Below are 23,724 nucleotides of genomic sequence, written 5' to 3' on the forward strand. Positions count from 1 at the left end.
AACGTCATGGACTTCACGGATGTGTCACTGACCGCGCTGCGCGTCTTCCGCGCCGTGGCCGAACAGGGAACCTTCACCGCGGCCGCCGCGTCGCTGGGCTACACGCAGTCGGCGGTGTCCCGGCAGATCGCCGCGATCGAGCGGGCCGCGGGCGCGGAGCTGGTGGAGCGGCGGCGCGACGGAGTACGGCTCACCGCGGCCGGCCGCGTCGTCATGCGCCGCGCGACGGTCGTACTGGACGAGATCGACGCGACCGCCAGGGAGCTGTCCGGCCTGCCCGGCCAGGCCGGGACGGTCCGCCTGGGTTGGTTCCCGAGCGCCGGCGCCGTCCTGCTGCCCCGGGCCCTGGCCGCGCTGCACCACTCAGACCCGGACCTTCACGTGGTCGGCCGGGAGGGCAGCACCCCGGCGCTGGTGCGCGCCCTGCGCGCCGGCAGCCTCGACCTGGCCCTGCTCGCTTCGGCGCCGCCGTTCCGGCCGCCGGACGCCGAGTCGCCCCCGCTCGTCCTGCACACGCTCACCGAACGTGCGCTGTGTCTGGCGGTGCCCGCCACCCATCCCCTTGCCCGCGGCGACTTCGTCGACGTGGCCGACCTGCGCGGGCAGCGCTGGATCGCGGGCTCCTCCTCGGGAGAGGACCGGCTGATGGGCGTGTGGCCCGGCCTGGACGAGCGGCCCGAGATCGCCCACACCGCCCGCGACTGGCTCGCCAAGCTCCAACTCGTCGCCGCCGGCTGCGGACTGACCACCGTGCCCGCCGTCCTCGCTGCCGCCGCGCCACCGGGTGTCCGCGTCCTCCCCGTCCGCGGCGGGCCCCAGGAACAGCGGCGCCTGCTCCTGGCCCGGCTCCCCCACCCGCCGACCGATCCGGTCACCCGGGTGGCAGCCGCCCTCCGCGCGGCGGCCCTCGACGCCGCTGTCGTCAGGCCGATGTGACCGGCAGGACGTCGGGAGACAGCACGCTCGCGTGGGCCGAGGCGCTGGTCATACGGCGACGGTGGTGACGGCGGCACAGGACCTCGTAACCGATCTCCCCCACCGGGCGGTTGACGTCGCCGACGACCACCTGGGCGCCCTCCACCACCATCTCCCCGCCGACCGTACGGGCATTGTGCGTGGCCCGGGCGCCGCACCAGCACAGGGCCTCCACCTGGAGGGCCTCTATCCGGTCGGCCAGCTCGATCAGCCGCTGCGAGCCGGGGAAGAGCTTGGTGCGGAAGTCGGTGGTGATACCGAAGGCGAAGACATCGAGCCCCAGGTCGTCGACGACCCGCGCCAGCTGGTCGATCTGGTCCGGCGCGAGGAACTGCGCCTCGTCGACGATCACGTAGTCGACCCTGCCGCCCTTGGACAGCTGATCGACCAGATACCCGTACAGGTCCATGCTCTCGGTGGCCTCGACCGCCTCCGTGACCAGGCCGAGGCGCGAGGACAGCTTTCCCTCGCCCGCCCGGTCGTCCCGCGTGAAAATCACACCCTGAAGCCCGCGGGCCGAGCGGTTGTGCCCGATCTGCAGTGCCAGAGTGCTCTTCCCACAATCCATGGTTCCGGAGAAGAACACCAGCTCAGGCATGGGAAGTTGGGCACCTTTCGGCAACGGGGAGAGGGGGAGGTGTCAGGAACGTACTTGCAGGAGCGGAACGTGCTGCTCCACCGGTGTCATCGAGCCGTGGTTGCCGACCATCGCCGACTCCTTCGGCTCCCGCTCGGACGCGGTGATCAGGACGTCGTCGCGAGCCGCCGCGACCACGTCGCCGATACGGGCGTACACGCGCTCGTCGATCTGCGGGCCGAACCAGCCCGCCGCGATCGCCTCGTCCCGCGAGGCCACCCAGAACTGCTCGCCGAGCACCTCGCGCCAGCAGGTCAGGACGTCCGACTCGGCGCCGGGTACGGCATAGACGTGCCGGGCGCGGCCCTCGCCGCCGAGGAGGGCGACTCCGGCGCGCAGCTCCCAGTCCTCGTCGAAGTCGATGCGGTGCTGCTCGTCGAAGGGGATGTCGATCATGCCGTGGTCGGCGGTGACGTACAGGGCCGTGCGCGGCGGCAGTTGCTCCGCGAGGCGCTGGACCAGGCGGTCGACGTACATCAGCTGGCCGCGCCAGGGGTCGGAGTCGACGCCGAAGCGGTGGCCCTTGCCGTCCACCTCGGCGTAGTACGTGTAGACCAAGGAGCGGTCGCCCGCGGCGAGTTGTGCGGCCGCGACGTCCATGCGCTCCTCGCCGGTCAGCCGGCCGTGGAACGTTCCGCCACTGAGCGCGATCTTCGTCAGGGGGGTGTTCTGGAAGGCGGGCGAGGAGACCTGGGCGGTGTGCACGCCCGCCGCGTCGGCCAGCTGGAAGACAGTGGGGTACGGCTGCCACTTGCGCGGGTCCGTCCACGGATTCCAGCGCAGCTGGTTCATCAGCTCGCCGGTCCTCGGGTTGCGCGCGGTGTAGCCGGGCAGGCCGTGCGCGCCGGGCGGCAGACCGGTGCCGACCGAGGCGAGCGAAGTCGCGGTGGTGGCCGGGTAGCCCGCGGTGATCGGGCGGCCGGTGCCTCCTCGCGAGGACGCCAGGAGCGACGTCATGAAGGGGGCCTCGTCGGGGTGCGCCTTCAGCTGCTCCCAGCCGAGGCCGTCGATCAAGAAGACGCAGTTCCGGTCGGCCTCGGTCAGCTCGGGTATGGCGGCGGTCATGCCGGGCACGGACATGCCCGCGGCGAGCGTGGGGAGCAGATCGGCGAGCGAGCCGGCGCCGTACTCGGGGACGGGCGCGGTGTCGAGGGCAAGGGGTTCCGGGTGGTCCCAGGCGGGCAGGACCATCAGCGCGCGATGTCCGCGGTCGCCTCGGAGAGGGCCTGCGCGAAGGCGAGGGCCTGGCGCACCGTCTCCGGGCCGTCCCCGGCCTCGCTGACTCGCAGGCTCAGGTCGTCCGCCGTCGAGTTGCCCGTGTAGCCGTGGTCCGCCTCGCAGTTGGGGTCACCGCAGGCGGCGGGCTCCAGGTCGATCCGGGAGACCGCGCCCCAGCCGATGGTGAGGACGACCTCGCGGGGCAGCGTGCCCGGCGCGTACGACTCGGGGTTGGCGACGACCCGGCTGACGACGACCGACGAGATCCGGCCGAGCTTCACGGACTCCGTCGACGTGGTGGCGTACGGCGTCGGGGAGGTGGTGTCCTCGGCCTGCTCGTCGGTGTGGCTCACGATGAAACGGTTGCCCGTGAGGACGAGCACCGTGACGTGCCGACGCACCTCGTTCGCGTCGAACGTCGTCTCCTGATGAACCAGGTACGACCGGATGGTGTCGCCGCCGATCGCGGCCTCCACCGCCTCGGCCACGAGGGCCGGGTAGTAGCCGCTGCGCTCGATCGCCGCTCGCAGCCCCTGGGTCGTCGTACTGGTCTTGGCCATGATGTCCATCTTACGGGCGCCCACTGACTGCGAGGCACCGCTCGGGAGGTCCGCCTGACGGAGATCAGTAGGCGGGGAGCGTCCGCGGGCCGAGGTCGTCGCGGACGGGGGCTCGGTGCAGCCGCACGGTGGCGCCGAGCGCGCTCAGGCCGTGCGTGGCGACGACCACGGGCTCCAGGGCGACCGCGACGACCTCCGGATGATCGTCGACCAGCCGCGAGAGGCGCAGCATCAGCTCTTCGAGGGCCGCCGTGTCGACCGGGTCGGAGCCGCGCCAGCCGAAGAGGAGTGGCGCCGTCCGGATCGACCTGACCAGCGAGCCCGCATCCCGGTCGGTGACCGGAATCAGCCGGTGCGCGGTGTCCCCGAGCAGCTCCGAGGCGGCCCCGGCCAGCCCGAACGAGAGGACCGCTCCGGCCGCCGGGTCGATGACGGCCCGTACGACCGTGTCGACCCCGCGTGGCGCCATGGCCTGCACGACCGGCCGCAGCTCGGCCGGCTTCCCGAACAGCTCGGTCAACTCCGTGTACGCCCGCCGCAGTTGCTGCTCGTCCGCCAGATCGAGCCGTACGCCGCCCAGGTCGGCCCGGTGCCGCAGGTGCGGGGCGGTGGTCTTCAGGGCCACCGGGTAGCCGAGCTCGCGGGCGGCCCGCGCCGCGTCGTCCGGTGTCGGGGCGGGCAGGGCATTGTGTACGTCGATGCCGTACCGCCCGAGCAGTTCCCGGGTCTCCTCCGTGCCGAGGGTCAGCCCCTCCCCGCCCTCTTCCTGCGCAAGGAGGGAGTCGATCTGCCCGGCGGCACCCTTCTCATCGATGTCCTCGTACTCCGGCACCCGCCCGGGCTCGGCGGCATCCCGCCGCCACTGGCCGTACCTCACGGCTTCGGCGAGGGCCCGGACCGCACGTTCGGCGGCGGGGTAGGCGGGGATGAGGCGGGAGTCGGGTGGGGGCGGTTCGGCGGTGGGCGGCTGCGTGGCTTCTGCGTCTGGCGGGCGGTCCGCTCGGACAGTGGGTGGCTTCGTGGCTTCCGTGGCGAGCGGTCGGTCCGCTCCCGCGGCGGGCGCGTGCGCGGTCTGCGGGCGCTGCGCTTCCGCAGCGTGCGAGCGGCTCGCTCCGGCGGCGGGCAACCGCTCCGCTCCCGCGGTGGGCAGGCGTTCCGCAGGGCGGAACGGGTGGGCACCGCCCTCCGCTCCGGGTGCCGTGGCAGCGGCAGGTGGTGCGGTGCTGGCAGCCGCCGACAACGCTTCGGCGAGACCACCGAGCTCGACGTGCACGACAAGCACCGGCTTGGCCGGAGCCGAAGCGGACGCCGCGAGGAGGGCTTCGGCCAGGGCCGCGTCCCGCGCGCCGGTCTCCCCTACCGCCGGGATGGCGGTCACCACGACGGCATCGCACCCGTCATCGGCAAGGGCTTCGGACAGCGCACCCCGGAAGTCCTCCGCCGACGCCCCCGTCGTCAGATCCAACGGCGGCAACGGCCGAAGCCCTTCGGCGAGACACGCGTCGTAGGTGAGCAGTCCCAGCGACTCCGAGTTCCCGAGGATCCCCACCCGGGGCCCGTGAGGAAGCGGCTGGCGTGCCAGCAGAAGCCCCGCATCGACGAGCTCGGTGATCGTGTCCACCCGGATCACCCCGGCCTGCCGCAGCAACGCGGACACGGTGGTGTGCGGCAACCGCGTGGCCCGTACCGCATGCCCCTGCGGGGCGGCAGAGTGCCGGGTACCCTGCACCACGACCAGCGGCTTCACCGCGGCGGTCCGCCGGGCGAGCCGGGTGAACTTGCGCGGGTTGCCGATGGATTCGAGGTACATCAGGGCGACGTCGGTGTCCGGATCGTCGTACCAGTACTGGAGTACGTCGTTGCCGGACACGTCCGCCCGGTTCCCGGAGGAGACGAAGGTCGACACACCGGTGGTGCCGGTGACGCCGCCGCCGCGCCGGTGCAGCCGGGAGAGCAGGGCGATCCCGATCGCACCCGACTGGGCGAACAGGCCTATCCGTCCGGGCCGCGGCATCTCCGGCGCGAGCGAGGCGTTGAGCCGCACGTCGGGGGATGTGTTGATGACCCCGAAGGCATTGGGGCCGATGATGCGCATGCCGTACGTACGGGCCTGGCGGACGAGTTCGCGCTGGCGTTCCCGCCCTTCGGCGCCGCTCTCGGCGTACCCCGCCGACACGACCACGAGCCCCTGCACGCCGTGCTCACCGCACTCCGCGACGACCTCGGGGACGTACCGCGCGGGCACGGCAACGACCGCGAGGTCGACGGGCTCGCCGATGTCACCGATGGAGCGGTACGCGGGGACTCCGTCGAGCTCGCTCTCCTGGACCGCTCTGTTCACGGCGTACAGCCGCCCCGTGAAGCCGGCGTCGCGGAGGTTCGTGAGGACGCTGCGGCCCACGCCACCGGGCGTGCGGCCGGCGCCGATGACGGCGACCGAGCCGGGGGCGAGCAGCCGGTGCACGGACCGGGCCTCGGCGCGCTGCTCCCGCGCGCGCTGCACGGCGAGCGACTTGTCGGTGGGTTCGAGGTCGAACTCCAGGCGTACGACGCCGTCCTCGAAGTGCCGCTTCTGCTGGTACCCGGCGTCCGTGAACACCTTGATCATCTTATTGTTGGCCGGCAGTACCTCGGCGGCGAACCGGCGGATGTCCCGCTCGCGGGCCACGGCCGCGATGTGTTCGAGGAGGGCGGAGGCGACGCCGCGCCCCTGGTGGGCGTCCTGGACGAGGAAGGCGACCTCGGCCTCGTCGGCGGGCGCGGAGGCGGGCAGGCCGTCGGCGTTGATGCGGTCGTAGCGTACGGTGGCGATGAACTCGCCGCCCACCGTGGCCGCGAGTCCCACCCGGTCCACAAAGTCGTGGTGCGTGAAGCGGTGGACGTCCTTCGCGGACAGGCGCGGATACGGCGCGAAGAAGCGGTAGTACTTCGACTCGTCGGAGACCTGCTGGTAGAAGCTGACCAGGCGCTCGGCGTCATCGACGGTGATGGGCCTGATGCGTGCCGTACCGCCGTCGCGCAGCACCACGTCCGCCTCCCAGTGGGAGGGGTACTCGTGCCGGTCCGACGAGTTCTGCATGGCCCCCACAGTACGGCTCGCGTACGACAACGGCGCGAGGCAGTCTTGGGGGACCGAAGTCGGATCCAGGCCGGGATCCGACGACGGGGTTCGGGACGGCCCCAGACGGCAACAGACGGTTTGTCACCGAATGGGCCCGCTCCGGACACGCTTCACGATATGGGACACTGGTCTAGACAACCTGAGACATCTGAAGGGCAGCATCACATGGCTGAGCGCCGCGTCAACGTCGGCTGGGCCGAGGGCCTCCACGCCCGCCCCGCCTCCATCTTCGTCCGGGCGGCCACGGCCTCCGGCGTCCCCGTGACGATCGCCAAGGCTGACGGCAACCCCGTCAACGCGGCCTCCATGCTCGCGGTCCTCGGCCTGGGTGCCCAGGGCGGCGAGGAGATCGTCCTCGCGTCCGAGGCCGAGGGCGCGGACGTCGCCCTCGACCGTCTGGCGAAGCTGGTCGCCGAGGGGCTCGAGGAGCTTCCCGAGACCGTCTGAGACACCTCTTTGCGCCTTAACCGGCGCCGCTCTCGCGGTGGTGGTTGCGCGCCGTTGGGGTTTCTCAATTGATGGTTGGGGTGTTCGACGCTCCAAAAAATGCCACGCAGGGCCCGTCCGAATTATCGGGCGGGCCCTTCGCAATTCCATTGTGCGGGCAGCATAAATAATCTCCCGCGAATTACCCCTCTTTGTATACGGCGCTCTTGTTAATGCCGCAGGCCCGTCATGTTTACGGGATGTTGCGAAGTCCTCACACGGTCCGGGCGATCTCCCGCGCCGGGAAAGCGAAGCCGGTGCGCGGCCGTCGCACGTTCGGTGTGCAGGGCCGTGATCGCCCGGGCCCGCTCACTGTCGCCGCGCGCCACGGCGTCCACGATCCCGCCGTGCTCCGCCCAGGATTCCGCGGGGTTGGCCGGTGCCTCGACCGCGTACATCCAGGCGATCTTGTGCCGCAGCTGGGCGAGCGTGGAGGTCAGCGCGGTGCTTCCGGAGGCCTGCGCGAGGGTCTCGTGGAACCAGCCGCCCAGCGAGCGCAGATCCTCGCTGTTACCCCTCCTGGCCCGCTCCTGACCCAGCCTGACCAGGCCTCGGAGCACCTTGAGGTGAGCTTCGGTGCGGCGCTGTGCGGCCCGCGCGGCGCCCAGCGGCTCAAGGAGCATGCGCATCTCGAGCAGGTCCCCGGCCTCCTGCTCGGTCGGCTCCGCGACGCACGCGCCCGCGTGCCGCCGGGTGACGACGAAGCCCTCGGCCTCCAGGGTGCGCAGAGCCTCACGCACGGGGACGCGCGAGACGCCGTAGCGGCGCGCGAGCAGTTCCTCGGTGAGCCGGCTGCCGCGCTCGTAGACACCCGCGACGATGTCGTCGCGGATCGCTGTGCATACCGAGTGCGCAGGAACACGCATACCGGACCTCCGCTTTAATCCCCGTGAAACGCCGTCGATTGACGCTTGTTCAGTGACTCTATTGCAGAGACTCGGAATTTCCGATGGCGGACCGGAATCCATGGATATTTTTTGGACAGGAAGCGGTTCGAAACCACAAGGCCCCGGCTCGTGCGAGCCGGGGCCTTGTACAGGTACGTAAGCGAGTGATCAGTCGTTCATGCCGGGCGGCGTCAAACGTTCACACCGTGCGAGCGGAGGTACGCGACGGGGTCGATGTCCGAGCCATACTCGGCGGTCGTCCGGGCCTCGAAGTGGAGGTGCGGCCCGGTGGTGTTGCCGGTGGACCCGGAGAGGCCTATCTGCCGGCCCGGGGTGACCGTCTGGCCCACGGAGACGCCGATGGACGACAGGTGGCCGTACTGCGTGTACGTGCCGTCGTTCATCTTGATGACGATGTTGTTGCCGTAGGCGCCGCCCCAGCCGGCCTCGACGACGGTGCCAGAGCCGACCGCGTGGACCGAGGTGCCGGACGCGGCATGGAAGTCGATGCCGGTGTGGCTGCCGGAGGACCAGAGGCTGCCGCCGGTCTTGTAGCCGGTGGAGACGTACGAGCCGGTGACCGGCGAGACGAAGGTGTTGAGGCGCTTGCGCTCGGCCTCGCGGGCGGCGCGCTCCTTGGCCTCGCGCTCCTCCTTGGCCTTCTCCTCGGCCTTCTTCTTCGCGGCCGCGTCGGCCTTCTTCTTCGCCGCTGCCTCGTCGGCGGCGTGCTGCTGGGCCGCGGCCTGTGCGTCGATCTGGTCGGCGATCGAGTCACCGATCTCGATGGCCTGGGTCAGACCGGTCTGCTCGACGGAGTTGTCCGCGGCGAGCGCCGGGGAGGCCAGGGAGCCGAGGACGCCGGTGGTGAGCGCCGCGACGCCGATGGCGTTCTTGGTCGTGCGCTGCACGCGGCTCGGGCGACGGTGCTTGCCTGTGCCACAGGTGAACGCCATGTAGGGGCTGATCCTTTCCTTCCTTCTCGCCTACCGGGTTAGCTGACGGGTTCGGAGCAGGAAGGTCTCCTACGGACCACCTCCGGAGAGGGCGTCCGATTCACCCCAGGGACTACGTGTGGGTCCCCGGCTCCCCTGGCTCGCGCCGTACGGGGACTAAGCGATGGCTGTCCGGTGCCGCGGGCGCGGCGCACTGCCTGACGAACAGCCGGACCGACGCTAAACGGGACATCTTTCAATCGACAAACGGATCACGGCTTTTGTAGCGCATGCCACAGGGCAGACAGGCAACCTCTCTATCAATACGGACAAATGGGGGCCCAGGAGACTCCGTGGTCTCCTGGGCCCCCATGGGAGCGTGCTGTCCCGCCCTGCCCTACTCGGCTCTACTCCGCCGGAACGACGCTCACTTCACCGATTCCGAGCGCCTTGACGGGCTCCTCGATCGTCGCGGCGTCGCCCACCAGGACGGTCACCAGGCGGTCCACCGGGAAGGCGCTCACGGCGGCCGCGGTGGCCTCCACGGTGCCGGTGGCGGCGAGCTGCTGATACAGCGTCGCCTGGTAGTCGTCGGGCAGGTGCTGCTCGACCTGGTCGGCCAGCGTGCCCGCGACGGCCGCCGCCGTCTCGAACTTGAGGGGCGCCACACCCACCAGGTTCTGTACGGCGATGTCGCGCTCGGCGTCCGTCAGGCCCTCCGCGGCGAGGGTGCGCAGCACCTTCCAGAGGTCGTCGAGTGCCGGGCCGGTGTTCGGGGTGTCCACGGAGCCGCTGATGGCGAGCATCGCGATACCGGTGCCGTCCGGGGCCGAGCGCAGCACCTGGCCGAACGCCCGCACACCGTAGGTGTAGCCCTTCTCCTCGCGCAGGACACGGTCCAGGCGCGAGGTGAGGGTGCCGCCGAGGCAGTACGTACCGAGCACCTGGGCGGGCCAGACGCGGTCGTGCCGGTCGGCGCCGACACGGCCGATGAGCAGCTGCGTCTGGACGGCGCCGGGACGGTCCACGATGACGACACGGCCGGTGTCGTCGGCGGTCACCGGCGGCACGGGGCGCGGCTCGGCGGACGAGCCGGTCCAGGCGCCGAGCGTGTCGGCGAGCAGCGCGTCGACGTCGACCCCGGTGAGGTCGCCGACGATCACGGTGGTGGCCGTGGCGGGGCGTACGTGCTTCTCGTAGAAGGCGCGTACGGCTCCCGAGTCGATCGCCTCGACCGTCTCCTCGGTGCCCTGGCGCGGACGGGACATGCGCGAGGTGGCCGGGAACAGCTCCTTGGAGAGCTCCTTCGCCGCGCGGCGGGCCGGGTTGGCGGTCTCGTGCGGGATCTCGTCCAGCCGGTTGCGCACCAGCCGCTCGACCTCGCTGTCCGCGAACGCCGGTGCCCTCAGGGCGTCGGCGAGCAGATCGAGCGCCTTCGGGAGGCGCGAGACGGGGACTTCGAGCGACAGGCGTACGCCGGGGTGGTCGGCGTACGAGTCGAGCGTGGCCCCGCAGCGCTCCAGCTCGGCCGCGAACTCCTCGGCGGAGAGCTTGTCGGTGCCCTCGGAGAAGGCCCTCGCCATGATCGTGGCGATGCCGTCGAGGCCCGCGGGCTCGGCCTCCAGCGGCGCGGCGAGCAGCACCTCCACGGCGACGACCTGCTGGCCGGGGCGGTGGCAGCGCAGCACGGTCAGGCCGTTGCCGAGGGTGCCCCGCTCGGGTGCGGGGAACGCCCACGGCCTGGCCTCGCCGGCCTGCGGCTGGGGGTGGAACTCCATGGTGGCGAGCTCGGTCACTTCGCCGCCTCCTCGTCGGTGTCTTCGGCGTCTTCAGCGGCGATCGGTTCGTAGACGAGCACCGCGCGGTTGTCGGGGCGCAGGCGGGACTTGGCGACCTCCTGGACCTCCTCGGCGGTGATGTCGAGGACGCGCTGTACGGCGGTCAGGGCGAGCTGCGGGTCGCCGAACAGGACGGCGTACCGGCACAGTTCGTCGGCGCGGCCCGCGACCGTGCCGAGCCTGTCCAGCCACTCGCGCTCCAACTGGGCCTGGGCGCGCTCCATCTCCTCGGCCGTGGGGCCCTCCTCGGCGAACCGGGCGAGCTCCTCGTCCACGGCGGCCTCGATGACGGGGACCTCGACATCGCCGGAGGTCTTCACGTCGAGCCATCCCAGGGAGGGCGCTCCGGCGAGCCGCAGCAGGCCGAACCCGGCCGCGACGGCGGTGCGGTCGCGGCGTACGAGCCGGTTGTAGAGCCGGGAGGACTCGCCGCCACCGAGGACGGTCAGCGCCAGGTCGGCGGCGTCACCCGCGCGCGTGCCGTCCTCCGGGAGCCGGTAGGCGGCCATCAGCGCGCGCGAGGGGACCTCTTCCTCGACGACCTCGCGCAGCTCCTCGCCCATGGTGTCGGGCAGGGCGCCGTCGCGCGGGGCGGGCTTGCCGTCGTGCCCGGCGATGGAGCCGAAGTACTTCTCGATCCAGGCGAGCGTCTGCTCGGGGTCGATGTCCCCGACGACCGAGAGCACCGCGTTGTTGGGCGCGTAGTAGGTGCGGAAGAACGCGCGGGCGTCCTCCAGGGTGGCCGCGTCCAGGTCGGCCATCGACCCGATCGGGGTGTGGTGGTACGGGTGGCCCTCCGGGTACGCGAGGGCGGTCAGCTTCTCGAACGCGGTCCCGTAGGGCACGTTGTCGTAGCGCTGCCGCCGCTCGTTCTTGACGACGTCCCGCTGGTTCTCCATGGACTCGTCGTCGAGCGCGGCGAGCAGCGAGCCCATCCGGTCCGCCTCCAGCCAGAGGGCGAGCTCCAGCTGGTGGGTGGGCATGGTCTCGAAGTAGTTGGTGCGCTCGAAGCTGGTGGTGCCGTTCAGCGAACCACCGGCTCCCTGCACCAGCTCGAAGTGGCCGTTGCCCTTCACCTGTCCCGAGCCCTGGAACATCAGGTGCTCGAAGAGGTGGGCGAGTCCTGTACGCCCCTTGACCTCGTGGCGCGAGCCGACGTCGTACCAGAGGCACACCGCGGCGACCGGGGTCAGGTGGTCCTCGGAGAGCACCACGCGCAGGCCGTTGGCCAGGCGGTGCTCGGTCGCTGTCAGCCCGCCGGAGCCTGCCTCAGCTGTGGCCGTGTGACCCATGGGCATGTACGTCCCTTCGATCGCGGAAAACTACGGATTTCCTGTCGGTCCTGCCACTGTATGCAAGCGCGCGGACAGGTGGCGAAGTTCCCGCACCTCGTACGCCCAGAGCGAGAATCGCGAACGGCGAACGACCCCGTGAAGGACCCTCCGAACCCCTCAACGGACGGGTCGTGGTCCGCGTTGTCAGTGGGGCGGTCCACAATGGTGCGCGTCAGAACCCGTTCATGCCCCGGCAGAGACTGTGAAGGAGTCGCAGCAGCGATGGCCCGCCGCAGCACGAAGACCCCGCCGCCCGACGACTCGTACGAGGAGAAGATCCTCGACATCGACGTCGTGGATGAGATGCAGGGCTCCTTCCTCGAGTACGCGTACTCGGTCATCTACTCGCGAGCCCTGCCGGACGCCCGCGACGGCCTCAAGCCCGTGCACCGTCGCATCGTCTACCAGATGAACGAGATGGGCCTGCGCCCCGACCGCGGCTATGTGAAGTGCGCCCGCGTCGTCGGCGAGGTCATGGGTAAGCTCCACCCGCACGGTGACGCGTCGATCTACGACGCGTTGGTGCGCCTGGCCCAGCCCTTCTCGATGCGCCTGCCGCTGGTCGACGGCCACGGCAACTTCGGCTCGCTCGGCAACGACGACCCGCCGGCCGCCATGCGTTACACCGAGTGCCGGATGGCCGACGCCACGTCACTCATGACCGAGTCCATCGAAGAGGACACGGTCGACTTCTCGCCGAACTACGACGGCCAGGAACAGGAGCCGGGCGTCCTCCCGGCGGCGTACCCGAACCTGTTGGTCAACGGCGCGTCCGGCATCGCAGTCGGCATGGCCACGAACATGCCGCCGCACAACCTCGGCGAGGTCATCGCGGCCGCCCGCCACCTGATCCGCTACCCGGGCGCCGATCTGGACACGCTGATGAAGCACGTCCCGGGCCCCGACCTGCCCACCGGCGGCCGGATCGTCGGCCTGACCGGGATCAGGGACGCGTACGAGACGGGCCGCGGCACCTTCAAGATCCGCGCCACGGTGTCGGTGGAGGACGTGACGGCGCGCCGCAAGGGCATCGTCGTCACCGAACTGCCGTTCACCGTCGGCCCGGAGAAGGTGATCGCCAAGATCAAGGACCTGGTCGGCGCCAAGAAGCTGCAGGGCATCGCCGACGTGAAGGACCTCACGGACCGCATGCACGGCCTGCGCCTGGTCATCGAGATCAAGAACGGCTTCGTGCCTGAGGCGGTCCTGGAGCAGCTCTACAAACTGACGCCGATGGAGGAGTCCTTCGGCATCAACAACGTGGCGCTGGTGGACGGCCAGCCCCTCACCCTCGGCCTCAAGGAGCTCCTCGAGGTCTACCTCGACCACCGCTTCGAGGTCGTACGCCGCCGCAGCGAGTTCCGCCGCACCAAGAAGCGCGACCGGCTGCACCTGGTCGAGGGCCTCCTCGTCGCCCTGATCGACATCGACGAGGTCATCCGCCTCATCCGCTCCAGCGACAACTCGGCGCAGGCCAAGGAGCGCCTGATCGAGCGCTTCTCGCTCAGCGACATCCAGACGCAGTACATCCTGGACACGCCGCTGCGCCGGCTGACCAGGTTCGACCGCATCGAGCTGGAGTCGGAGCGCGACCGGCTCAACGGCGAGATCGACGAGCTGACCGGCATCCTGGATTCGGACTCGGAGCTGCGCAAGCTGGTCTCCACCGAACTGGCCGCGGTCGCCAAGAAGTTCGGCACCGACCGGCGCACGGTGCTCCTGGAGTCCGCGGGCGCCGCCGCCGCGACGGTCCCGCTCCAGGTCGCGGACGACCCGTGCCGGGTCCTGCTGTCCTCGACGGGCCTGCTCGCCCGTACGGCCAACGGCGACCCCTTCGGAGAAGCCGAGGAGAGCAAGCGCACCAAGCACGACCTGATCGTCTCCGCGGTGCCCGCCACGGCCCGCGGCGAGATCGGCGCGGTCATCTCCTCCGGCCGCCTGCTGCGGCTGAACGTGATCGACCTCCCGCAACTGCCGGAGACGGCGTCGGCGCCCAACCTCTCCGGAGGCGCGCCGATTTCGGAGTTCCTGTCCTCCCTGGAGGCGGACGAGACGGTGATCTGCCTGACGACGCTCGACGAGTCGTCACCGGGCCTGGCGATCGGCACGGAACAGGGCGTCGTCAAGCGCGTGGTCCCCGACTATCCCTCGAACAAGGAGGAGTTGGAGGTCATCACGCTCAAGGACGGTGACCGGATCGTCGGCGCGGTCGAGCTGCGCACCGGCGAGGAGGACCTGGTCTTCATCGCGGACGACGCCCAGTTGCTGCGCTATCAGGCCTCGCAGGTCCGCCCGCAGGGCCGGGCGGCGGGCGGCATGGCGGGCATCAAGCTCACCGAGGGCGCGAAGGTGATCTCCTTCACAGCGGTCGACCCTGCGGTGGACGCGGTGGTCTTCACGGTCGCCGGCTCGCGCGGCACGCTCGACGACTCCGTCCAGACGACGGCCAAGCTGACCCCGTTCGACCAGTACCCGCGCAAGGGCCGCGCCACGGGCGGCGTGCGCTGCCAGCGGTTCCTGAAGGGCGAGGACTGCCTCTCCCTCGCCTGGGCGGGCCCGTCCCCGGCACGGGCCGCGCAGAAGAACGGCACACCGGCCGAACTGCCGGAGATGGACCCGCGCCGCGACGGCTCGGGTGTGTCCCTGGCGAAGACGGTGGGAGTGGTGGCGGGCCCGGTGTAGCCCGGCCCGGCTACTCGGAATCCTTGTCCTGTACGTAGCGGAGGACGCCCCACATGCTGTGCTCGTCGGCGTGTGGGGCGTCCTCTTTGCACGCCTCCAGTTCCTTGGCCAGGGCAGCGGTGTCGATGCCCGAGCCGATGAGGACGAGCTGGGTGAGGCGCTCGGCGGCGCCCTGGGCCCAAGGTTCCGGGTAGAAGCGCAGGAACCGTCCGACGGCATGGACGGCGTAGCGATTGCCGCGGTCGTGGGCGCCGAAATCGACGTACCCCTTGATGCGGTAGAGCCCTTCGGGCCTGCTGTCCAGGAAGTCCATCAACCGCCGGGGGCTGAGCGGGACTTCGGAGGTGAAGGAGAGGGATTCGTAGGCGGAGTGGAGGTGGTCGGCATGGTCGTGCCCTTCATCCCCGTCGTGCTCATGGAGATCGTCGAAGGACAGCTGCCCGATGCGCTCCTCGGCCGGCCTGCAGTCGAAGAGGAACTCGGGATCGACGCGGCCGTAGGTGGCGGGCACGACGGCGGCCCGGTCGGCGAGTTCCCGGACGACGCGAAGCACCCGCTCGCCGTCCGTCGCCCGGTCGATCTTGTTGACGACGACGAGATCCGCGAGGGCGAGATGCCGGTCGATCTCGGGATGCTTCTCCCGCGTGCCGTCGAACTCGGCGCCGTCGACGACCTCGACGAGCCCCCCGTACACGATCCGCGGATGCTCACTGGCCAGCACCATCCGCACCAGCTCCTGAGGCTCCGCGAGCCCGCTCGCCTCGATCACGATGACGTCGATACCGGCCGAGGGCTGAGCGAGCCGCTCCAGATAGACATCGAGCTCACTCGCGTCGACGGCACAGCACAGGCACCCGTTCCCCAGTGAGACGGTGGAATCCCCGAGCGCCCCGGCCACCGCCATCGCGTCGATCTCGATCGCGCCGAAGTCATTGACGACGGCCCCGATCCGGCTGCCTCCGCTGCGGTGCAGGAGGTGGTTGAGCAGGGTGGTCTTGCCGGATCCCAGGAAGCCGGCGAGGACGATGACGGGGATCTGCCGCATGGCTGCCTCCCCGGTCGACGGCTGCTCGCCCGGGATCTGCCGCATGGCTGCCTCGCCACTCGACGGCTGCTTGCCAGGGATCTGCTGCGGACTGGGCTGGCTCAACGGGCGACCTCTTTCACACCGGTGCGTACACCGGCTCGGGACCGGCTCCCGTACGCGGGCGGCTCACGCACCGGCACTCGTACGAGGAATGAATGCCGACCCAGGATACGAGTGGGAGGAAACGCCGCGAAGTGAACGATTGTTAGCGGCGCTCGCGGGGCACACGTTGGGCATGGCGCCGGTGAACGCCACCCGCACATCCCTCCGTGCGCCTCTTCTCCGCCTCCCTGCCGATCAGAGCCGCTCGGCAAAACTGGGAGACGGCAAGCGCGCCGCCCACCGCTCGCCGGTCCGCTCCCTGTCGCCCCACAACCGACGACCGGCGGAACGGTCGCCTGATTCGGGGGTTGACATGGCCACACAGATTTCCGCGATACGGAGGTTCGGCTCAGGCACCTGGGCCAAGCTCGCGTTCGCAGCCAACTCCGTCGCGGAACGAAGCTCACGACAGCGCAGGCGCGCCGTGCTCACCGAGCAGCACCGGCTCCACTTCGACCTGTTGTGCAAGGCCATGGACGATCCGGCCCTCGCTTCCGTCCTCAACACATACGAGACCGAAATCACGCATGAGGAGCAGCGGCAGTACCTGTTCGCGAATGCCCTCTACATCAACGCCCTGTACTTCTACCGGATCGGAGCCCTGTCGCGCGCCGAACTCCACGGCCACTTCCGCGTCATGTGCCAGAACATGATCTTCCGGAAATACTGGGCGGCTACGGAGCACCACCGCAAGAGCCTGCCTGACTCGTCCGAGGAGGCCAAACTGGGCCGGATGATGGACGGACTGATTCAGGATCAGGCTGATTCCGACACCGAGGAGTGGTGGGTCGTCGGAGAGCCCGACGACGAGTCGCAGTGACTCTTCACACCAGACGGCACCCTCGCAGGTGGCCCGCACCTTTCGCGCGCCCTCCCGTACCCCCGTGCGCCACCAGTGACCCCGATGCACCCTTATGCCACTGTTCGTCAAGGGAGGATGTCGAACTTCACTCGGCTGCTCGTTGTTTCTTTCTGCACTACGGACGACAGAAGCCAGTAAGTTGTCGCCTGGCCAGATTCCTGACCACTCCGACGAACACCCCTGCGCTCGGAGACATTGCCTCCGGCGCACATCTCCGCTCGGAGTCCGTCACGCTCCGAGGACCCCTCAGCTCGGAGGACGCCCATCATTCCGAGCCATAAGGTTGGTACCTCTCTGTGAAGATCGTGCGACGTGTTGGGGCTAGTCCACGCGAGCGCGGCAGCGCTTCTGGCCAGACATGCCCCGACATCTTCGAGCTCAGTGACGGCAGCTTCGCTGTCATTGGACGAGAGGCCACCATGGAGCTGGACCCCGAGCTCCCACCCGACGCCGCACGAGCCGATTACGAGCGGATCGTAATCATCACGCGCGAGACACTGCTACGCGCGAAAAGCGACATTCCGGATGCTTGACATCGCAAACCCGAGGAACTGAGGCCTCAAGGAACCGACAAATAGGTTCCGCCCGGTTACCCCTTCGGCCCCGACGCGCAGGCCTGGCATCGGCTCGATGCCAGGCTTTTGACGAGTCGCGACCTGCGATTCCGTCAGTTCACCGTCGGTACCGCCGCCGCCGGAATCGGCCCCACGTACCGAGCCGCCGGCCGAATGATCTTCGAGTCCTCCGCCTGTTCCAGGATGTTCGCGCTCCATCCGACCACGCGGGCGGCAGCGAACGTCGGCGTGAACATCTCCCGAGGCAGCCCGCAGAGTTCCATGACCACGCCTGCGTAGAACTCCACGTTGGTGTGGAGTTCGCGGCCGGGCTTGAGCTCGGCCAGGATCGCTTCCACCTGGCGTTCGACCTCGACGGCGAAGTCGACCAACGGGCCGCCGAACCCTCGTGCGATGCCGCGGAGCATGCGCGAGCGGGGGTCTTCCGTGCGGTAGACGGGGTGGCCGAAACCCATGATGCGTTCGCCGGCGAGGACGCGTTCGCGGATCCACGGGTCGATGCGGTCGGGGGTGCCGATCGCATCAAGGGTGTCCAGGGCGCGGCTCGGGGCACCGCCGTGGAGGGGGCCCGAGAGGGCTCCTACGGCGCCGACCAGGCAGGCCACCACGTCCGCCCCGGTGGACGCGATCACCCGCGCCGTGAATGTTGACGCATTGAATCCGTGGTCAATGGTTGAGATGAGGTATTGCTCGATCGCCCGCGTACGCGCATCGTCCGGCTCCGAACCAGTCAACATGTAGAGGTAGTTGGCGGCGTATGCGAGATCCTCGCGTGGCTCCACCGGCTCCAGCCCCTGCCCGAGCCGGTACAGCGCGGTGAGCAACGTGGGCACGGCCGCGCACGCCGCGAGTGTGTCCGCGCGACGCCGGCCGGCGTCAATGTCGTATACCGGCCGGAACCCCAGCGAGGCCCCGAGCAGGGACAGCGCGGTCCGCAGCCCGGCGAGCGGCCCGGAGTGGCCGGTCGCCGCAGCGATCGCGGGCAGCGCGGCACGCACCTCGTCCGGCAGTCGGCGCAGCTCAGCGGTCCGCCCGGCGAACTCGGCGCGCTGTACCGCGTCCGGCAGTTCACCGTGGACCAGGAGATGCCAGACGTCCTCGAAACCGCGGGCCTGCGCGAGTTCGACCGCCGAGTACTGGCGGTAGTGGTAGAAGCCCTCCAACCCCCTGACGTCACCCAACTCGGTGTCGGTGACGACGACGCCCGCGAGTCCTCGCGGTACGTCGACAGAGGTGGTCGCGGCCCTGCTGATCGACATGTTTCCTCCCTGGACTTGATTCGACTGTCCATGATTGACTCATTCACTGTCAATATTGATTGAATCAATATATCGATCCATGGATACGGTGGCACACATGAGGGATCAACAAGCGGTAACCCGAGGCGACGAGGGCCGGCGGCTCAGCACCAAGGAGACCGCCGAGCTGCTCGGGGTGAAGCCCGAGACCGTGTACGCGTATGTGAGCCGCGGCCAGCTCGGCAGCCGACGCGAACCCGGCGGCCGTGGGAGCACGTTCGACGCCGAGGAGGTGGAGGCGCTCGCACGCCGCAACAGACGGGAGACAGGCGGGAGTTCGAGCACCGGCGGCGAGCTGTCCGTCCGTACCGGCATCACCCTGATCGACGGCGACCGGTACTACTACCGGGGCGTCGACGCGACCGAACTGGCGGCCCGCCACTCCTACGAGGAGATCGCCGAATGGCTGTGGACCGGAGAGCTGCGCCCCGGCGTGCTGTTCAGCGCCCCGGAGGCATCCGTGGCCGCCGCCCGCCGCGCCGTCGACGCGCTGCCCGAACACAGCGGCCCGACGGACCGGCTGCGCGTCGCCGCGATCGCCGCGTCGGCCAACGACCCACTGCGCTTCGACCTCTCCGAGAACGCCGTCCTCGGCACCGCACGCACCCTCATCCCCACCCTCGTCGCCGCCCTCCCACCGACGAGGTACGCCCCCAGGGACGACGGTCCGCTGGCCCACCGCCTGTGGACACGACTCAGCGGCCGTACGCCCGACGAGGCGTCACTACGCGCACTGGACGCGGCACTTGGACTGCTCGTCGACCACGATCTGGCCGCCTCGACACTCGCGGTCAGGGTCGCCGCGTCGGCCCGGGCGCACGCGTACGCGGCCGTGTCAGCCGGTCTGGGCGTCCTCGAAGGCCCTCTGCACGGCGCGGCCAGCGGACTCGCGCACCGGCTGCTCCTCGACGTCCTGGAGCAGGGCACCGCGACCCCCGTGGTCGCGGATGAGCTGCGCGCCGGTCGTCGTGTCCCGGGGCTCGGCCACCGGCTCTACCCCGGCGAGGACCCACGCGCGCGTGCCCTCTTCGCCCTCCTGGAGGACGTTCCCGGCGCCGCGCCCGCCCTGGCGGCGGCCCACGACATCGTGGCCACCACCGCCCGCCACAGGCCGCTGCACGCCAACGTCGACCTGGCGCTCGCCGTTCTCACGGTCGGCTCCGGCATGCCCGCCTCCGCGGGCGAGACGGTCTTCGCCATCGCCCGTACGGCGGGCTGGATCGCCCACATCCTGGAGGAGTACGAAGAGCGCCCGTTGCGCATGCGTCCCAGCGGTCGGTACGTGGGCGCGCGGCCGCCACAGCCGCTCCCCGGGTGAGCGCTCCCTCACGCCGACGCACGCCGAACGCGCCGAAAGTGCGCCCCCTTCCCCGCGACCGGAAGTCGCCCTGGCCGAAGTCAGGTTAGGCTCACCTCTGTGAGTACGTGCACGACCGCGTCCCGGGACCTCGATGAGCCCCTCGCGGGGACCGCGGCCACCGCGAAGACATGGCTGCTCCTTGAGCAGCCCGGTCCCTGGGGTGCCAAGGCGCTCACTTCGAGCCACCTGGACCCCGTGCTCGGCCGCGCCCTGGAGGCAGCCGCGGCGGACACCGGCGTACGGGTCGCACTCATCCGGCGCCCGGGACGGCACGCAGACTTCGGTCAGCCCGCCGAGCGCCAGGTGTATGCGGCCCACACAGCTCCGGGAAACGTATGGCTGCACAGCGCCACAACGTCCGACCCGGAGCAGTTGCTCAACCTCGACTTCACGGCGCTCGGTATGGGGGACCATCACACCTTCGACGCCGTTCTCGGGGGCCGGTCCCACACCGGCGATCCACTCGCCCTCGTCTGCACCAACGGCAAGCGCGACCGCTGCTGCGCCCTGCTCGGCCGCCCTCTCGCGGCCGAGCTCGCCGCCTCCGGAGTGGAGGGCGCCTGGGAGGTCACCCACCTCGGCGGTCACCGCTTCTCGCCCACCCTGCTCGTCCTGCCGTACGGATACGCGTACGGGCGGGCCGAGGCCCATGCCGTCAAGGAGATCCTCCAGGGCGTCCGGGAGGGGCGTGTGGTCACCGAGGGCTGCCGCGGGGGCTCCGCCTGGGAGCGTCCCGGACAGGCGGCCGAGCTGGCTGTGCGTACCGCCGCCCGAGAGCATGCCGTGGACGCCCTGAGCGTCGTCCGCACGGACGGCGAGGCCCCGCGCTGGGAGGTGACCGTCGCCCACACCGACGGCCGCGTGTGGCGCGTCGTCGTCGCCCAGGGCACCTCGCTCCCGCCCCGCCCGGAGAGCTGCGGCTCGGCCCTGGGTTCACCGGCCCGGATGGACGTGGTGGCGGTACGGGAATTGTTCCCGGCGCCGCTTCCCCTGCCCTGCTGATCGGCTCCCGGCCCGTCAAGGGCGTGCTGCGGCGAGATATCGAAGGTGGCCAGTTCACGGGTCTGCCGCGAGGCCGGGCGGGGCACCAGACACGCGGCCGTCCCACCGACGGCCACATCTCCGCCGCTCGACGCCGCTCGAGCCCCACCGGGCCGGGCGCCCGCACCTGAGTTCGACCGCACTCAGTCCGCACCGTCCAGTAGCAGCCCTCAAACCCGGCGCCCAAGAGATCCACGCCACACCCCTACGGCAGGACCCGCTCACCGCCGTACCGTCATAGACATGAGCCCCACTCCCCCCGTACGACGACTGCGCCTCGGTCTGCCGCGGCGGGCGTTCTCGCAGGTACTGCTGATGCAGGTGGCGATCGCCGCCGGTGTCGCCGTGCTCGCGACCGGGCTGTTCCTCGCCCCGCTCAGCGCACAGCTGGACGACCAGGCGATGCGACGCGCGCTCGCGATCGCGCAGACCACAGCGGTCCAGCCGCAGATCGCCGAGGACCTGCAGACGACACGGCCGTCCGTGGACGGGCCCGTGCAGGCCGAGGCGGAGCGGATACGGAAGGCCAGCGGGGCCGAGTACGTCGTGGTGATGAACATGGACGGCGTGCGCTGGTCGCACACCGACACCACGCAGATCGGCAAGGTCGTCTCGACCGACCCCAGCCAGGCTCTGGCCGGCAAGGAGGTCATGGAGATCGACGACGGCACCCTGGGCCGCTCCGCCCGCGGCAAGGTGCCGCTGCGCGACGCCGACGGCAACATCGTCGGCGCGATCTCGGTCGGTATCGAGTACGACAGCGTGCGGGCCCGGCTGATCCACGCGATCCCCGGGCTGCTGGCGTACGCGGGCGGAGCGCTGGCCGTCGGTGCGCTGGCCGCGTACCTGATCTCGCGCCGGGTTCAGCGGCAGACCCGCGACCTGGCCTTTTCTGATATTTCAGCGCTGCTCGCGGAGCGTGAGGCGATGCTGCACGGCATACGTGAGGGCGTCGTCGCGCTGGACGGCGACGGCCGCGTACGCCTCCTCAACGACGAGGCGCAACGCCTGCTGGGGCTCGACGCGGAGGCCATCGGACAACCGCTCGACGCCACGCTCGGACCGGGACGTACGACCGATGTGCTGGCCGGGCGCGTCACCGGCACCGACCTGCTCACCGTTCGCGGCCAACGCGTCCTGGTCGCCAACCGCATGCCCACGGACGACGGCGGCGCCGTGGCCACCCTGCGCGACCGCACCGAGGTGGAGCAGCTCGGCCGCGAACTCGACTCCACACGCGGCCTGATCGACGCCCTGCGCGCCCAGGACCACGAGCACGCCAACCGGATGCACACACTTCTGGGGCTGCTCGAACTGGAGATGTACGACGACGCCAAGGAGTTCGTCGGCGAGGTGGTCGGAGACCACAGGGTCACCGCCGAACAGGTCACCGAGAAGGTCCACGACCCGCTGCTCGCCGCCCTGTTGGTCGGCAAGTCCGCCGTGGCGGCCGAGCGGGGCGTGGCCCTGTGGATCTCGGACACGACGTTCCTGCCGGATCGCTTGGTGGACCCCGGGGGGCTGGTCACCGTCGTCGGCAATCTGGTCGACAACGCGCTCGACGCCGTCGCGGGCACGCCCCACGCGCGCGTGGAGGTCGAATTGCGCGCCACGGGGCGTACCGCCGTGCTGCGGGTACGGGACACCGGGCCCGGAATCCCGGAGGATCGGTGGGAGCTGATCTTCACGGACGGGTGGTCCACCAAGAAGCCGCCCGCGCACGGCAAGCGCGGCATCGGTCTCCCCATGGTGCGCCGTCTCGCCGAACGGCAGGGCGGCAGCGCACAGGTGGCCGAGGCGGACGGCGGAGGCGCGGAGTTCACCGTCGTACTACCGGAGGCACTCAGGGAACCGGTGCTCGAGCCGGAGGCGGGTCTCGCGGCGGAGCCGGGCCACGCACCGGACGCGGGGCTCACGCCGGAGGCGGGCCTCGCACCAGGGACGCGCCCGCAGCTCGTACCCGAACCGCACCAGCCTCCTGAATCCCCTGCCGTCACCACCACAGCCATGGATGCCAAGGAAGGGTCGCGATGATCGAGGTCCTGGTCGTGGACGACGACATCCGGGTCGCGCGGGTCAACGCCGCATACGTGGCGAAGGTGCCGGGCTTCCATGTCGCGGGTGAGGCCCACAGCGCGGCCGAGGCTCTGAGCCGGATGGAGGCGCTGCCCCACCTGGACCTGGTCCTCATGGACCACTACCTGCCGGACGACACGGGCCTGGCGGTCGTCCAGGAGATGCGCCGGCGCGGCCACCAGACCGACGTCATCATGGTGACCGCCGCTCGTGACATCTCGACCGTCCAGGCGGCGATGCGGCAGGGCGCGCTCCAGTACCTGGTCAAGCCGTTCGCCTTCGCGGGCCTGCGCGCCAAGCTGGAGGCGTACGCGGATCTGCGCCGCACCCTCGACGGCGGCGGAGAGGCCGAACAGGCCGAGGTGGACCGGATATTCGGCGCCTTGTCGGCGAGCACGGAGACGGACCTGCCCAAGGGCCACTCCGCCACGACCGCGGAGCTCGTACGCCGCGCCCTGGTGAACTCCGAAGGCCCTCTGTCGGCCCAGGAGGTGGCGGAGGAGACCGGACTGAGCCGGCAGACCGCCCAGCGTTATCTGAAGCTCCTGGAGCGCACGGGACGGGCCCGGCTGACCCTGAAGTACGGCGATGCCGGCCGCCCGGAGCATCGCTACGTCTGGGCGACCCACGTCTGAGGGCACACGGCGACGCCC

General features: G+C 70.5%; 19 protein-coding genes and 1 riboswitch. Of the genes, 9 read left to right on the plus strand and 10 right to left on the minus strand.

What is annotated here, in order from left to right; genetic code table 11:
• The first annotated feature begins 6 nt into the window (after positions 1-6).
• Positions 7-936, plus strand: a complete 930-nt coding sequence (locus OG246_RS40455; protein ID WP_266474260.1) for a LysR family transcriptional regulator — start codon at positions 7-9, stop codon at positions 934-936.
• Here the strand turns inward: OG246_RS40455 and OG246_RS40460 are convergent.
• The 4 genes from OG246_RS40460 to OG246_RS40475 form a co-directional block, all read right to left on the minus strand.
• Positions 923-1,573: a thymidine kinase gene (locus tag OG246_RS40460; RefSeq protein ID WP_266474261.1), complete on the minus strand. Its 651-nt coding sequence runs from the start codon at positions 1,571-1,573 to the stop codon at positions 923-925. The genes OG246_RS40455 and OG246_RS40460 overlap by 14 nt on opposite strands.
• A 42-nt stretch (positions 1,574-1,615) precedes the next feature.
• Positions 1,616-2,803: an alkaline phosphatase family protein gene (locus OG246_RS40465; protein WP_266474262.1), complete on the minus strand. Its 1,188-nt coding sequence runs from the start codon at positions 2,801-2,803 to the stop codon at positions 1,616-1,618.
• Positions 2,803-3,390: a DUF5998 family protein gene (locus OG246_RS40470; protein ID WP_266474263.1), complete on the minus strand. Its 588-nt coding sequence runs from the start codon at positions 3,388-3,390 to the stop codon at positions 2,803-2,805. The genes OG246_RS40465 and OG246_RS40470 overlap by 1 nt, the downstream gene beginning before the upstream one ends.
• A gap of 64 nt (positions 3,391-3,454) precedes the next feature.
• The gene (locus OG246_RS40475) at positions 3,455-6,469 is read right to left on the minus strand and encodes a bifunctional GNAT family N-acetyltransferase/acetate--CoA ligase family protein (protein ID WP_266474264.1); all 3,015 of its coding nucleotides are present in this window, start codon (positions 6,467-6,469) and stop codon (positions 3,455-3,457) included.
• A gap of 207 nt (positions 6,470-6,676) precedes the next feature.
• On the opposite strand from OG246_RS40475, the gene OG246_RS40480 reads away from it, so the two are divergent.
• Positions 6,677-6,958 (plus strand): HPr family phosphocarrier protein, encoded by a 282-nt coding sequence (locus OG246_RS40480; protein WP_266474265.1) that lies wholly within the window; start codon positions 6,677-6,679, stop codon positions 6,956-6,958.
• A gap of 209 nt (positions 6,959-7,167) precedes the next feature.
• On the opposite strand, the gene OG246_RS40485 is transcribed toward OG246_RS40480, so the two are convergent.
• The 4 genes from OG246_RS40485 to OG246_RS40500 all read right to left on the minus strand — a co-directional run bounded on the left by OG246_RS40485 (position 7,168) and on the right by OG246_RS40500 (position 11,952).
• Positions 7,168-7,863: a GntR family transcriptional regulator gene (locus OG246_RS40485; protein WP_266474267.1), complete on the minus strand. Its 696-nt coding sequence runs from the start codon at positions 7,861-7,863 to the stop codon at positions 7,168-7,170.
• Between the two features lie 212 nt (positions 7,864-8,075).
• Positions 8,076-8,837, minus strand: a complete 762-nt coding sequence (locus OG246_RS40490) for a M23 family metallopeptidase (protein WP_266474268.1) — start codon at positions 8,835-8,837, stop codon at positions 8,076-8,078.
• 12 nt (positions 8,838-8,849) lie between these two features.
• Positions 8,850-9,010: riboswitch (cyclic di-AMP (ydaO/yuaA leader) on the minus strand.
• A gap of 213 nt (positions 9,011-9,223) precedes the next feature.
• Complete coding sequence (locus OG246_RS40495) at positions 9,224-10,612, minus strand: pitrilysin family protein (protein WP_266474270.1); 1,389 nt, start codon at positions 10,610-10,612, stop codon at positions 9,224-9,226.
• Positions 10,609-11,952 carry a pitrilysin family protein gene (locus OG246_RS40500; protein ID WP_266474276.1) on the minus strand — a complete coding sequence of 448 codons (1,344 nt, stop codon included), beginning with the start codon at positions 11,950-11,952 and terminating at the stop codon, positions 10,609-10,611. The genes OG246_RS40495 and OG246_RS40500 overlap by 4 nt, the downstream gene beginning before the upstream one ends.
• A 258-nt stretch (positions 11,953-12,210) precedes the next feature.
• Between OG246_RS40500 and OG246_RS40505 the strand changes: the two genes are divergently transcribed.
• Complete coding sequence (locus tag OG246_RS40505; RefSeq protein ID WP_266474277.1) at positions 12,211-14,670, plus strand: DNA topoisomerase (ATP-hydrolyzing) subunit A; 2,460 nt, start codon at positions 12,211-12,213, stop codon at positions 14,668-14,670.
• A gap of 10 nt (positions 14,671-14,680) precedes the next feature.
• Here OG246_RS40505 and OG246_RS40510 read toward each other — a convergent pair whose 3' ends face one another.
• A complete protein-coding gene (locus OG246_RS40510) occupies positions 14,681-15,760 on the minus strand; it encodes a GTP-binding protein (protein ID WP_266475046.1) in 1,080 nt (359 codons plus the stop codon).
• Between the two features lie 412 nt (positions 15,761-16,172).
• Between OG246_RS40510 and OG246_RS40515 the strand changes: the two genes are divergently transcribed.
• Together OG246_RS40515 and OG246_RS40520 are read left to right on the plus strand one after the other, a co-directional pair.
• Entirely contained in the window at positions 16,173-16,679 is a 507-nt protein-coding gene (locus tag OG246_RS40515; protein WP_266474278.1) for a DUF6082 family protein, read from the plus strand.
• A 338-nt stretch (positions 16,680-17,017) separates the two neighbouring features.
• On the plus strand, positions 17,018-17,254 hold the full coding sequence (locus OG246_RS40520) for a hypothetical protein (RefSeq protein WP_266474281.1): 237 nt from the start codon (positions 17,018-17,020) through the stop codon (positions 17,252-17,254).
• Between the two features lie 134 nt (positions 17,255-17,388).
• Here the strand turns inward: OG246_RS40520 and OG246_RS40525 are convergent, their stop codons facing one another.
• Positions 17,389-18,555 carry a citrate synthase/methylcitrate synthase gene (locus tag OG246_RS40525; RefSeq protein ID WP_266474283.1) on the minus strand — a complete coding sequence of 389 codons (1,167 nt, stop codon included), beginning with the start codon at positions 18,553-18,555 and terminating at the stop codon, positions 17,389-17,391.
• A 97-nt stretch (positions 18,556-18,652) separates the two neighbouring features.
• On the opposite strand from OG246_RS40525, the gene OG246_RS40530 reads away from it, so the two are divergent.
• The 4 genes from OG246_RS40530 (at position 18,653) to OG246_RS40545 (ending at position 23,706) form a co-directional block, all read left to right on the plus strand.
• Positions 18,653-19,912: a citrate synthase gene (locus OG246_RS40530; protein WP_266474285.1), complete on the plus strand. Its 1,260-nt coding sequence runs from the start codon at positions 18,653-18,655 to the stop codon at positions 19,910-19,912.
• A 99-nt stretch (positions 19,913-20,011) separates the two neighbouring features.
• A complete protein-coding gene (locus OG246_RS40535) occupies positions 20,012-20,956 on the plus strand; it encodes a sucrase ferredoxin (protein WP_266474287.1) in 945 nt (314 codons plus the stop codon).
• Positions 20,957-21,238: 282 nt separating this feature from the next.
• Entirely contained in the window at positions 21,239-23,029 is a 1,791-nt protein-coding gene (locus OG246_RS40540) for an ATP-binding protein (RefSeq protein WP_266474288.1), read from the plus strand.
• Positions 23,026-23,706, plus strand: coding sequence for a response regulator (locus tag OG246_RS40545; protein WP_266474291.1), 681 nt, complete (start codon positions 23,026-23,028; stop codon positions 23,704-23,706). The genes OG246_RS40540 and OG246_RS40545 overlap by 4 nt, the downstream gene beginning before the upstream one ends.
• The last annotated feature ends 18 nt before the right edge of the window (positions 23,707-23,724 follow it).

The organism is Streptomyces sp. NBC_00620 (assembly GCF_026341825.1).
In the GTDB taxonomy this organism is placed as follows: Bacteria; Actinomycetota; Actinomycetes; order Streptomycetales; family Streptomycetaceae; genus Streptomyces.